The sequence below is a fragment of the Amycolatopsis sp. CA-161197 genome, assembly GCF_050942255.1.
Classification (GTDB): domain Bacteria; phylum Actinomycetota; class Actinomycetes; order Mycobacteriales; family Pseudonocardiaceae; genus Amycolatopsis.
The window spans coordinates 5,121,500-5,133,973 of the sequence record NZ_CP192059.1; the positions used below are offsets into that span (position 1 = coordinate 5,121,500).

The 12,474-nt window shown below is 72.2% G+C and carries 11 protein-coding genes; 4 read left to right on the forward strand and 7 right to left on the reverse strand.

Annotated elements, in window-relative coordinates; translation table 11 throughout:
• The first annotated feature begins 3 nt into the window (after positions 1-3).
• Together ACQPXB_RS24315 and fdhD are read left to right on the forward strand one after the other, a co-directional pair.
• Positions 4-1,359 carry an OFA family MFS transporter gene (locus tag ACQPXB_RS24315; protein WP_432856289.1) on the forward strand — a complete coding sequence of 452 codons (1,356 nt, stop codon included), beginning with the start codon at positions 4-6 and terminating at the stop codon, positions 1,357-1,359.
• A gap of 16 nt (positions 1,360-1,375) precedes the next feature.
• Entirely contained in the window at positions 1,376-2,227 is an 852-nt protein-coding gene (gene fdhD / locus ACQPXB_RS24320; protein ID WP_366581997.1) for a formate dehydrogenase accessory sulfurtransferase FdhD, read from the forward strand.
• Between the two features lie 61 nt (positions 2,228-2,288).
• On the opposite strand, the gene ACQPXB_RS24325 is transcribed toward fdhD, so the two are convergent.
• The 7 genes from ACQPXB_RS24325 to sucC form a co-directional block, all read right to left on the reverse strand.
• Positions 2,289-3,449: an NAD-dependent formate dehydrogenase gene (locus ACQPXB_RS24325; RefSeq protein ID WP_432856293.1), complete on the reverse strand. Its 1,161-nt coding sequence runs from the start codon at positions 3,447-3,449 to the stop codon at positions 2,289-2,291.
• A 103-nt stretch (positions 3,450-3,552) separates the two neighbouring features.
• Entirely contained in the window at positions 3,553-4,485 is a 933-nt protein-coding gene (locus ACQPXB_RS24330; protein ID WP_432856296.1) for a LysR family transcriptional regulator, read from the reverse strand.
• A 46-nt stretch (positions 4,486-4,531) separates the two neighbouring features.
• Positions 4,532-5,389 (reverse strand): LysR family transcriptional regulator, encoded by an 858-nt coding sequence (locus ACQPXB_RS24335; RefSeq protein WP_432856299.1) that lies wholly within the window; start codon positions 5,387-5,389, stop codon positions 4,532-4,534.
• Between the two features lie 26 nt (positions 5,390-5,415).
• A complete protein-coding gene (locus ACQPXB_RS24340) occupies positions 5,416-6,558 on the reverse strand; it encodes a molybdopterin molybdotransferase MoeA (RefSeq protein ID WP_432856302.1) in 1,143 nt (380 codons plus the stop codon).
• Positions 6,559-6,568: 10 nt separating this feature from the next.
• A complete protein-coding gene (locus tag ACQPXB_RS24345; RefSeq protein ID WP_432856305.1) occupies positions 6,569-7,078 on the reverse strand; it encodes a beta-class carbonic anhydrase in 510 nt (169 codons plus the stop codon).
• Between the two features lie 2 nt (positions 7,079-7,080).
• Complete coding sequence (gene sucD / locus ACQPXB_RS24350; protein ID WP_366582003.1) at positions 7,081-7,971, reverse strand: succinate--CoA ligase subunit alpha; 891 nt, start codon at positions 7,969-7,971, stop codon at positions 7,081-7,083.
• Between the two features lie 3 nt (positions 7,972-7,974).
• Positions 7,975-9,156, reverse strand: a complete 1,182-nt coding sequence (sucC, locus tag ACQPXB_RS24355; protein ID WP_366582004.1) for an ADP-forming succinate--CoA ligase subunit beta — start codon at positions 9,154-9,156, stop codon at positions 7,975-7,977.
• Between the two features lie 324 nt (positions 9,157-9,480).
• Between sucC and ACQPXB_RS24360 the strand changes: the two genes are divergently transcribed.
• Entirely contained in the window at positions 9,481-11,223 is a 1,743-nt protein-coding gene (locus ACQPXB_RS24360; protein ID WP_432856310.1) for a thiamine pyrophosphate-binding protein, read from the forward strand.
• A 16-nt stretch (positions 11,224-11,239) separates the two neighbouring features.
• Complete coding sequence (gene frc, locus ACQPXB_RS24365) at positions 11,240-12,469, forward strand: formyl-CoA transferase (protein ID WP_432856313.1); 1,230 nt, start codon at positions 11,240-11,242, stop codon at positions 12,467-12,469.
• Positions 12,470-12,474 lie beyond the last annotated feature (5 nt).

Sequence of the window (12,474 nt, forward strand, 5' to 3'; positions counted from 1 at the left end):
GCCATGTCCGAACCCCAGACCACCACCGCCGTTCGCGAGCTGAACGACGTCTACGGGCGCCGGTACCGGGTCGGGGAAAGCGATCTGGACCTGCTCGGGCGCCCCCGGAGCTGGATGCTCTGGCTCAGCGGCGCCGCGATGTTCGCCGCCGGGCTGCAGCAGTACGGCTTCGGCGCCATCGCGCCGGTGCTCACCGGCGCGCACGGCTGGACGTTCACCGAGGTCGTGGTGTCGCTCGCCGTGTGGGCGGTGGCGCAGGCGAGCGTGGTGTTCCCCGCGGCCTGGCTGCGCGACCGCGGCCGGCTATCACCGTCGTTCGCCGTGGTGCTGGGCGGGATCCTGTGCGCGATCGGCCTCGTGACGCTCGGCCACGCGTCGAGCCTGGTCGTGGTGTTCGCGGGCTACTCGCTGCTCGGCGGCGTCGGCACCGGGCTCGTGTACGGCACGTGCGTCGGCGCCGTCATGAGCTGGTTCCCCGACCACACCGCCACCCGCGTCGGGGCGGTGAGCGGCGCCTTCGCCTACGGCAGCGTCCCCTTCGTGCTCGTCGCCGGCTTCGGCCTCGGCGTCGGCAACCGCGGGGTGCTCCTCGACGTGACGGCGGCACTCGTGCTCGTCGTCGTGGTGGGCGCGGGCGTGCTGCTGCGTTATCCGCCGCGCAACTGGTGGCCGTCCGGCGCGCCGGACCCACGCGAGTGGGCGCGGGACAAGGTCCGCAACCGCACCGTCTCGGTCAACCGCCCCGCCGTCCGCCACTACCGGCCGGCCGAGCTCCTGCGCTGCGGCACGACGGCGGCGTTGTACGGCACGGTGGTGCTGGCCGCCGCGGTGCTGCTGTTCGACCTCGCCTATCTGGCCACGTTCGTCGCCGAGCAGGGCGGCGGCACCGGCCTCGCGGCGGTCGCGCTCGCCGTGCTCGCCGGTGTGACCGGCACGGGCCGCGTGCTGCTCGGGTGGCTGTCCGACCGCGTGGGCCGCCGCCGCATCCTGCAGCTGGCCCTGGTGGCCGGCGGGATCGGCCAGTTCGTGCTGTTCTACTCCGGCGAACACCGGCACGCCTTCGGCCTCGTGCTCGGCGCCGCGCTCGCCGGGCTCGGCAACGGCTGCTGCTACACCCTGCTGACCGGGCTGGTGCGCGAGTACTTCGGCGAGGAGTCGGCGTTGCAGAACTTCGGCGTGCTCTACAGCGCCAAAGCCGTCGGTGCACTGCTCGGCATCGGGCTCGCCGCCCTCGTCGTCACGGCGCACGGCTACTTCGGCGCCTTCGCCGCGGCCGGGCTCTTCAGCCTCGCCGGCGCGGTCCTCACCGGACGGCTCGCGCAGCCGGGCCGGCCCAAGTCCCTGCTTCCCGCTCGCTGAACCCGGAGGTGGCCCCATGGGCCGGATGACGAGCCGACGCCGCGTGTTCCGCGTCGTCGACGGCGAGCTCACGATGCGCCCGGACACGCTCAGCGCCGAGGAGCCGCTGGAGATCCGTGTGGCCGGCAAGGCGCTCACGATCACCATGCGCACACCCGGCAGCGACTTCGACCTCGCTGCCGGGTTCCTGGTCGGCGAGGGGATCGTGCACGAGGGCGCCGATGTCGCCGGGATCCGGTACTGCGCCGGGGCCACTGTGGACGGTTCCAACACGTACAACATCGTCGACGTCGTCCTGCGCGCCGGCGTGCCGCTGCCGGACCCGTCGCTGGAGCGCAACTTCTACACCACGTCCTCGTGCGGCCTCTGCGGCAAGGCGAGCCTCGATGCGGTGCGCACGACGCTGCGGTGGCCGGTGACCGCCGACCCGCTCGCCGTCGGGCCGGAGGTCCTGACCGGCCTGCCCGACGCGTTGCGCGAGGCGCAGAAGGTGTTCGACCGCACCGGCGGCCTGCACGCGGCCGGGCTCTTCGACGCCACTGGAGAGCTGCTGTGCGTGCGCGAGGACGTGGGGCGGCACAACGCGGTCGACAAGGTTGTGGGCTGGGCCGCGCGGGAGGGCCGGCTGCCGCTGACCGCCACGATGCTGATGGTCAGCGGGCGGGCGTCGTTCGAGCTCGTGCAGAAGGCCGCGATGGCGGGAATCCCGTTGCTGGCGGCGGTTTCCGCACCCTCGTCGCTCGCGGTGGAACTGGCGGAGGAAGTCGGGCTCACGCTCGTCGGATTCCTGCGGGGCCGCTCGATGAACGTCTACACCCGGGCCGACCGGCTCGGCCTGCACGATCCGCTGCAGCTCGTCGAACACTGAGGCGCCACACGAAGAAGCCCCTTCGCCGCAGAATCGGTGAAGGGGGCTTCTTCGGCCGGGGTCAGCGGTTGGTCGAGTAGGAGTGCGCGCCGGTGCCGGCGAGCCTGCCGCCGTCGACGATGAGGTACTCGTCGCGGATGGGCGTGCCGGCGAACCACGATTCGAGGATCTCGCGGGTGCCCGCGGCGTAGCGCGTCTGGGCCGAGAGTGAAGAACCCGAGATGTGCGGCGTCATGCCGTGGTGCGGCATCGTGCGCCACGGGTGGTCGGCCGGCGCGGGCTGCGGGAACCAGACGTCGCCGGCGTACCCGGCGAGCCGGCCACTCTCCAGGGCGCGGACGATCGCGTCGCGGTCGGCGATGCGGGCGCGCGCGGTGTTGATCAAGTACGCGCCCCGCTTCATGGTGGCGATGAGGTCGTCGTTGAACAGGCCCTCGGTCTCCGGGTGCAGGGGCGCGTTGACGGTCACCACGTCGCAGTGGGGCACCATCGCCGCGGCACTCTCGTGGAAGGTCAGGCCCAGCTCCTGCTCCACCTCGGCGGGCAGGCGGTGCCGGTCGGTGTAGTGCAGGTGCACGTCGAACGGCTTGAGGCGGCGCAGCACCGCGAGGCCGATGCGGCCGGCGGCGACGGTGCCGACGTGCATGCCCTCGACGTCGTAGGACCGGGCGACGCAGTCGGCGATGTTCCAGCCGCCGTCGAGCACGGTCCGGTACGAGGGCAGGTAGTTGCGCACCTGCGAGAGGATCATCATCACCACGTGCTCGGCGACGCTGATGCTGTTGCAGTAGGTCACCTCGGCCACGGTCACGCCGTAGGCGATCGCCGCGTCGAGGTCGGTGTGGTCGGACCCGATGCCCGCGGTGACCACGAGCTTGAGGTTCTTCGCCCGCTCGAACCGCTCCGCCGTGAGGTAGGCGGGCCAGAACGGCTGCGAGATCACGACGTCGGTGTCGGGCAGCTCCTGGTCGAACACCGAGCCGTCGCGGTCCTTGTCGGACGTGACGACCAGCTGGTGGCCCTGGCTCTCCAGGAACTTCCGCAGGCCGAGCTCACCGGAGACACTGCCGAGCAGGGCGCCGGGCGTGAAGTCGATCGCTTGGGGCGTCGGGAGGGTCTGGCCGCCGGGATAGCCGTCGAGGTGGGGCAGATCGTCGCGCGCGTAGGTCTTGGGGTACCCGTCGACCGGGTCGTCGTACAGCACGCAGACCACCTTTGCCATGGTCTGTCTCCCGAGGTTTTTCGTTGGCAGCTAACGACTTTTACCTTCCTCCGCCGCAGAGAGGGGGTCAAAGCGTTAGTGCCTATGCCGAGATAGGTCCCGGCTATCGCGCGGGCGCGAGAAAACCGGCGAGGACGCGCTCCAGGACCCCCCGGACGTCGACCTGCGGAGTCACCTCGAGCAACGCCCGGGCGAGGATGGGTTCCGGGTCCCGGTCGGCCATCACGAGCCCGATCTGTGGCGGCCGGGCCGGGGTTTCCAGCGGCACCACGCGCATGCCCGGCGGCACGCCGAACATGTGCAGCCACGCGTGGGAGATCACGCTCGACCAGCGCCGCGAGGCGACGTGGGCGTAGAGCGCCGACACGGTGTCGGTCTCGATCGCCGGGACGACCGACGCCCCGGCGTCGGCGAAGAACCCGTCGAGGATCCGCCGGTTGCGCATCTGCGGGCCGAGCAGGCACAACGGAACGGTGGCGACCTCGGCCCAGCGCACGCGCTCGCGCCCGGCGAGCTTGCCGTCGCGCGGTGTCAGGAGCAGGTAGCGCTCCTCGTAGAGCGGGAAGGTGCGGACGGCGCCGAGCTCCTCGTCGTCCACATAGGTCAGGGCGATGTCCAGTTCGTACTCCGCGAGCCGGCGCGTGATCTCCCGGGACGGCAGGGATTCCAGCGACACGCGGGCGTGCGGGTGGCGTTCGCAGAACGGGGTCGTGAGCAGCGTCGCGGCGGTCAGCGACGTCGGGATCGTGCCGACGCGCAGGACGCCCGAGAGGTTGCTGCGCATCGTGGAGAGGTCCTGGCGCATCCCGTCGCACTCGGCGAGGATCCGGTGCGCCCACAGCAGCACCCGCTCACCCTCGGGTGTCAGGCCCTCGAACCGTCGGCCCCGGCGCACGATCGGCGCGCCCAGCTCGTGCTCCAGCTTCCGGATCGCGGCTGAGAGCGAAGGCTGCGAGACGTGACAGGCGTCGGCGGCGCGGGCGAAGTGACGTTCCCGCGCGAGCGCGACGAGGTACTCCAGTTGGCGTAGCAGCACATCTCATCATGGCGCACGCCCCGGACCGGCGAAAGGCTTTGCGGCTTCAGGTCAGGTGCCGCAGCACGGCCGCCACCGCCGGCGGGGGATCACCGGCCGGGCGGGTCACGGTGATGTGCCAGGTCGGGCCGCCGCGAAAGAAGGGCCGAGAGGTGAGATCGGCGAACCGCGCGGCCACGGACGCGGGCAGGATGCACGCGCCCAGGTCGTGGCGGACGAGCTCCGCCGCAGCGGCGACGTCGGTGACCTCGTGGGCGACGGTGCGGCGCACCTGCGCGGTGTGGAACGCGCGGTCGGTCGCCTCGCGGTTGGCCCAGCCCGGGGCGAAGTCGACGACCGCCGCGGCGGCCGCGTCGGCTGCGGTGACCGGCCGGTCGGCGCCGCGATCGCCCGCGGGACTCACCAGGACCATGGCCTCGCGCCGCAACGGCCGGCTGATCAACCCGTCACCGGCCACGCAGTCCTCCACGGCGACGAGAACGTCCACACTGGACTCGTGCACCGCCGAGCGCAGCTGCCGCGGCGGCACCAGCAGGACCTGCACCTGCACACCCGGGTGCTCGCGGCGCAGCGCCGCCAGCGCGCGGTGCGGGTCGGGCCACGCGCCGGGCATCACGCCGACGCGCACGCGGCCGGCGAGTTTCCAGCGCGCCCCGTCCACGGTCGCCCGCGCGTGTTCGGCGGCCTTCAGCGCGGCGCGCGCGGCGGGCAGGAACGCCCGTCCGGCCGGGGTCAGCGCGACACGGTGGGTGGTGCGCTCGAACAGCGACGTGCCGAGGTCGCGTTCGAGCGCGCGCACCACTGTGGACACCGTCGACTGCACGGTGTGCAGGCGGTGCGCCGCGGCGGTGAACCCGCCTTCCTCGGCGACCGCGACGACGATCTCCAGCTGCCGCAGGTCCATCCGCGGTCCTCCTCGGGTGCTCGTGGTCAGGGCAGGGGCAGCAGCTCGACGTCACCGCCCCGCCAGCCCGGCGGCACCACGGCGAGGGCATCGGCGAGCGCCGCGCCCCACAGCGAACCGGGCCGGTCGTGGCCCACCGGCGTGACGTCGCCGCCGGAGCGCACGACGGGCACGAGCCGGGTGTCGCTCGGGTGCGCCGGCAGGGGTTCGGCGGCCCACGCCGTGACGGGCCTCGGCTCGCGGTGCCCGCCGAGCTCGGTCAGCAACGGCAGGAGCAGGGTCAGCCCGGCCCCGAGCGCCGCGAACGGGTTGCCCGGCAACCCGACCACGCACCGGCCGTCGGGCAGCACCGCCAGCAGCTGCGGGTGCCCGGGCCGGACCGCGACACCGTCCACGCGCACGTCGGCGAGCAGTGCGCGCAGCACGCCCCGCAGGTGGTCGGCCGGGCCTTTCGAGGTGGCGCCGCAGACCACCACCACGTCGGCGTCGTCGTCGGTCAGCACCGCGGTGAGGGCGTCGGGCCGGTCGGCGAGCCGGACGAGGCCGTGCTCGTCGGCACCCGCGGCGCCCAGCAGGCCGGGCAGCAGCGGTCCGATCGCGTCACGCACCCGGCCCGGCCGCGGCAGCCCCGAGGTCTGGACCTCGTCGCCGGTCACGACCACCGACACCCGCGGCCGGCGGTGCACCAGCAGCGTGTCGTGCCCGACGGCCGCCGCCGCGCCGAGCACCGCGGCCGTCACGGTGGTCGACGTGGCGAGCAGCTCCTCGCCCTCGGAGCAGTCCTCGCCGCGGCGGCGCACGTGCTTGCCGGTCACCACGGTGCCGCTCACCCGCCGTCCACTGTGGACGGCGTGCTCCACCGGCAGCACCGCCCGCGTGCCGGCCGGGACCGGCGCGCCCGTGGCGATCTCGAGGGCCGTGCCGTGGGCCAGCACCCCGGCGTACGGGGCGCCGCCGGCCCGGACCGCGCCCACCACGGTCCACGGTCCGGGCCCGGCGACGGCGTACCCGTCCATCGCCGAGTTGTCGTACGCCGGCATCGGCACCGGGGCCCGGACCGGGCTCGCCAGCGCCCGGCCCAGCGCCTCGCCCAACGGCAGCTCGACCGCCTCGAGCGGCTTCACCGCGTCGCGGGCGATCCGGCGGGCCTCGGCCCATCCCCGGTGCATGGCGTACCTCTTAGTCCGGCCGGCCCGCGGCGCCGACCTCGGTCATCGCCCCGGTCTGCTCGTCGTACACGAACCCTCGCACGGACGCGGTGTGCGGCAGGAACGGACTGCTGCGCACGCGGCGCAGGCATTGGCGCACGTCCTGCTCGGCGTCGGTGAACGCCTCGGCCGACCAGGGCGGCCGGATGCCGGTGCCCTGCTCCACCTGGCGCGCGAACTCCGTGTCCGTGAAGGTTCGCATGCCGCAGTCCTCGTGGTGGACGAGGATGATCTCCCGGGTACCCAGCAGCCGCTGGCTCACCGCCAGCGACCGGATCGCGTCGTCGGTCACCGCGCCGCCGGCGTTGCGGATCACGTGCGCGTCGCCCTCTTCCAGGCCCAGCAACCGGTAGACGCTGATCCGCGCGTCCATGCACGCCACCACCGCCACGCGCCGGCGTGGCCGCTTCACCAACCGGGTGTGGTCGAGGCTGCCGTGGTAGCGCCCGGCGTTGGCGACGAGCGCGTCGATCTCGCCCACGGCTACGGCGTTCCCGCGAGGACCTCGCGCACGAGCCGCGCGGTCTCGCTCGGCGTCCGCCCGACGCGGATGCCCGCCGCCTCCAGCGCCGCCTTCTTCGCCACGGCCGTGCCCGCGGAGCCGGAGACGATCGCGCCGGCGTGGCCCATCGTCTTGCCCTCCGGCGCGGTGAACCCGGCGACGTAGCCGACCACGGGCTTGCTCACGTTCTCCCGGACGTAGGCGGCCGCGCGTTCCTCGGCGTCGCCGCCGATCTCGCCGATCAGCACGATCACGTCGGTGTCCGGGTCTTTCTCGAAGGCCTCGACCGCGTCGATGTGCGTGGTCCCGATCACCGGGTCGCCACCGATGCCGACGCAGGTGGAGAAGCCGATGTCCCGCAGCTCGTGCATGAGCTGGTAGGTGAGCGTGCCCGACTTCGACACCAGCCCGATGCGGCCCGGGCCGGTGATGTCGGCCGGGATGATGCCCGCGTTGGACAGCCCGGGGGAGACGATGCCCGGGCAGTTCGGGCCGATGATCCGCGTCTTGCCGCCCTTGGCCACGGCGTGCGCCCAGAACACCGCGGAATCGTGCACCGGCACGCCCTCGGTGATGACCACGGCCAGGCCGATCTCGGCATCGACGGCCTCGATGACAGCGTCCTTCACGAACGGCGGCGGCACGAACAGCACCACCACGTCGGCGCCGGTCCCGGCCATCGCGTCGGCGACACTGCCGAACACGGGCAGCTCGTGCTCGCCGACCGCCACCTTCTGCCCGGCCTTGCGCGGGTTCACGCCGCCGACCACGTTCGTGCCCGCGGCCAGCATCCGCTTGGTGTGCTTCATGCCCTCGGCGCCGGTCATGCCCGACACGACGACACGGCTGTTCTCGTCCAGGAAGATCGCCACTTCTCAGGCCTCCGCGCTAGCAGGAACGGTCGCGAGCTTGGCCGCCTCGCGGGCGGCGTCGTCCATGGTCTCCACCACGGTCACGAGCGGGTGGCCGGCTTCGGCGAGGATGCGCCGGCCCTCGGCCACGTTGTTGCCGTCGAGGCGCACCACCAGCGGTTTCGTCGCGCGGTCGCCGAGGATCCCCAGCGCCTGCACGATGCCGTCGGCCACCGCGTCGCACGCGGTGATGCCGCCGAAGACGTTCACGAAGACGCTGCGCACGTCCGGGTCGCCGAGGATCACGCCGAGCCCGGCCGACATGATCCCGGCCGAGGCGCCGCCGCCGATGTCGAGGAAGTTCGCCGGCCCCCGCGCGCCCACCTCGGCTGCCGCGGCCGCGACGACGTCCAATGTGGACATCACCAGGCCGGCGCCGTTGCCGATCACGCCGATGTCGCCGTCGAGCTTCACGTAGTTCAGCCCCTGCTCGGCGGCTTCGCGCTCCAGGGGGTCGCCGGCGTTCGGGTCGGCGAAGGCCTCGTGGTCGGCGTGGCGGAACTCGGCGTTGGCGTCGAGGGTGACCTTGCCGTCGAGCGCGATCACCTGGCCGTTCTCGGTGCGCGCCAGCGGGTTCACCTCGACCAGCGTCGCGTCCTCGCCGACGAAGACCTCCCACAGGCGCACGAGCGCGTCGGCGATGTGGTCGGCCACCTCCGCCGGGAACTGCGCCGCGGCGACGATCTCGGCCGCCTTGGCGCGGTCCACGCCGGTGCGCGCGTCGACCGGCACCTTCGCCAGCGCCTCGGGCCGCGTCGCCGCGACCTCCTCGATCTCCATGCCGCCGGCCACCGACGCCATGGCGAGGAACGTCCGCTCCGCGCGGTCGAGCAGGTAGGACACGTAGTACTCCTCGGCGATCTCGCTCGCCTCGGTCACCAGCACCTTGTGCACGGTGTGGCCCTTGATGTCCATGCCCAGGATGTCGTCGGCGATCTGTTCGGCGTCGTCGGGCGTCGCGGCGAGCTTCACGCCGCCGGCCTTGCCGCGCCCGCCGGTCTTGACCTGTGCCTTCACCACCACGGTGCCGCCGATCACCGCGGCCGCCGCGCGCGCTTCCTCCGGGTTCGCGGCGACGCGGCCGCGGGGGACCGGTACGCCGTGCGAGGAGAACAGCTCGCGCGCCTCGTGTTCGAAGAGATCCATCTGAGTCCTTCCTGGCGGGCCCGGTGGGCCGCGAACGGGACTGGGGAGGAAAAGGGCCGTCCGGCGTGCCGTCATCCGCTGCGGCTCCGGCGAAAAAAACCTCCGGACAAACCTGCGGATGGCCCTGGACAGCGGGTCGCTCGGAGAGTAATCCTAATGCCTACCTCATACGGTATGCAATCTACAGTTTTCGGCGAAGGTGCCGCTGACCTGGAGGGATGCCCTTCGCCGCGGCTGTGGACCGACGGCAGTGCAGACCGGGGAGCGCACCGGAACGAGCGCCCGGATCAGAGAGGTCCGGCGTGAGACCAGAGGAGTTGAGCAATGGCGCCAACCACGACCGGCCAGAACGTCGACAAGGACCGGGCCGCCCCTGCGACGAACGGCGGCCAGCCGGCTCCGGACACGATCTCCGGCGGGCACCTGGTGGCCAAGGCGCTCAAGGCGGAGGGCGTCGACACGATCTTCACGCTGTGCGGCGGGCACATCATCGACATCTACGACGGCTGCGTCGACGAGGGCATCAACGTCATCGACGTACGCCACGAGCAGGTCGCCGCGCACGCCGCCGACGGCTACGCGCGGATCACCGGCCGCCCCGGCTGCGCGGTCGTCACCGCGGGCCCGGGCACCACGGACGCGGTGACGGGCGTGGCCAACGCCCTGCGCGCGGAGAGCCCGATGCTGCTGATCGGCGGCCAGGGCGCGCTGAGCCAGCACAAGATGGGCTCACTGCAGGACCTGCCGCACGTGGACATGATGACCCCGATCACCAAGTTCGCCGCGACCGTGCCCTCGACCGCGCGGGCGGCCGACCTGGTGTCGATGGCGTTCCGCGAAGCTTTGGCGGGCGCGCCCGGTCCGGCGTTCCTGGAGATCCCGCGCGACGTGCTCGACGCGCGCGTGCCGTTGTCGGCCGCGCGGATCCCCGAGGCGGGCCGCTACCGCGCGTCCACCCGCAGCGCCGGCGACCCCGCCGACGTCGAGCGCCTCGCCGACCTGCTGGTGCACGCGAAGAAGCCGGTGATCCTGCTGGGCAGTCAGGTCTGGACCACCCGCGCGGCCGAACCGGCGGCCGAGCTCGTGCGCACGCTGAACATCCCCGCGTACATGAACGGCGCGGGCCGCGGCACCCTGCCGCCCGGCGACCCGCACCACTTCCAGCTTTCGCGCCGCTACGCGTTCGACAACGCGGACGTGATCGTGATCGTCGGGACGCCGTTCGACTTCCGCATGGGCTACGGCAAGCGGCTCTCGCCCGACGCCACGGTGGTGCAGATCGACCTGGACTACCGCACCGTCGGCAAGAACCGCGACATCGACCTGGGGCTGGTCGGCGACGCCGGCCAGATCCTCGCCGGCGTGACGCAGGCGGCGTCGGGCCGTATCGACAACGGCGCGGTGGCCCGCAAGCCGTGGCTGGAAGAACTGCGCGCGGTGGAGGACAAGGCGAAGGAGAAGCGCCTGCCGCAGCAGCATTCCGACGCGAACCCGATCCACCCGTACCGGCTCGTGCACGAGATCAACGAGTTCCTCACCGAGGACTCGATCTACATCGGCGACGGCGGCGACATCGTCACCTTCTCCGGCCAGGTCGTGCAGCCGAAGTCGCCCGGCCACTGGATGGACCCGGGCCCGCTGGGCACGCTCGGCGTCGGCATCCCCTTCGTGATGGCCGCCAAGCACGCCCGCCCGGACAAGGAGGTCGTCGCGCTGTTCGGCGACGGCGCGTTCTCCCTGACCGGCTGGGACTTCGAGACGCTGGTGCGGTTCAACCTGCCCTTCGTCGGGATCGTCGGCAACAACTCGTCGATGAACCAGATCCGCTACGGCCAGGCCCAGAAGTACGGCCTCGCGCGCGAGCGCATCGGCAACACCCTCGGCGACGTCCGCTACGACGAGTTCGCCCGCATGCTGGGCGGCTACGGCGAAGAGGTCCGCGACCCCGCCGACATCGCGCCGGCACTGCAGCGCGCCCGCGAATCGGGCAAGCCGTCGCTGATCAACGTCTGGGTCGACCCGGACGCATACGCCCCCGGAACCATGAACCAGACGATGTACAAGTAGTCGGGAGGCACGAGAAATGGGAAAGGCACTCGAAGGCGTCCGCGTCCTCGACATGACCCATGTCCAGTCGGGACCGTCGTCGACCCAGATCCTCGCCTGGCTGGGCGCGGACGTGATCAAGCTGGAGACACCGGGCCGCGGGGACATCACCCGCGGCCAGCTGCGGGACCTGCCCGGAGTGGACAGCCTCTACTTCACGATGCTGAACGGGAACAAGCGCAGCATCACGCTCAACATGAAAAGCGACGAGGGCAAGGAGATCTTCACGAAGCTGGTGTCCGGAGTGGACATCCTCGTGGAGAACTTCGGCCCCGGTGTCGTCGACCGCTTCGGCTTCTCCTGGGAGAAGCTGCAGGAGATCAACGACCGGCTGATCTACGCGTCCATCAAGGGTTTCGGCCCCGGCCGCTACGCCGACTTCAAGGCTTACGAGGTGATCGCGCAGGCCATGGGCGGCTCGATGAGCACCACCGGGTTCGAGGAGGGCCCGCCGACCGCGACCGGCGCGCAGATCGGCGACTCCGGCACCGGCATCCACCTCGTCGCCGCGATCCTCGCCGCGCTGTACCAGCGCACGAACTCCGGGCGCGGGCAGCGGGTGCAGGTGGCCATGCAGGACGCGGTGCTCAACCTCTGCCGCGTCAAGCTGCGCGACCAGCAGCGGCTGGCGCACGGCCCGCTCGGCGAGTACCCCAACGAGGTGTTCGGCGACGAGGTGCCGCGCTCGGGCAACGCGTCCGGCGGCGGGCAGCCCGGCTGGGCGGTGCGCTGCGCGCCCGGCGGCCCGAACGACTACATCTACGTGATCATCCAGCCCGTCGGCTGGGCGCCCATCACCGAGCTGATCGGGCAGCCCGAGCTCGCCGAGGACCCGGAGTGGGCCACGCCCGAGGCGCGGCTGTCCAAACTGGACAAGGTGTTCGCGCTCGTGGAGCAGTGGACCGAGCGCCACACCAAGTGGGAGGTCATGGAGAAGCTCAACGCCCGCAACATCCCCTGCGGGCCGATCCTGTCCACCCAGGAGCTCATCGAGGACGAGACGCTCGCCGAGCTCGGCAGCGTGGTCGAGGTCGACCACCCCGAGCGCGGCAAGTTCAAGACCGTGGGCTGCCCGCTCAAGCTGTCGGACTCCCCGGTCGACATCGGCCGCTCGCCGCTGCTGGGCGAGCACAACGACGAGGTGCTGGGCGAGCTCGGCTACGCAGGCCAGGACCTCGAGCGGCTGCGCACCGCAGGCGTGATCTAAGGAGA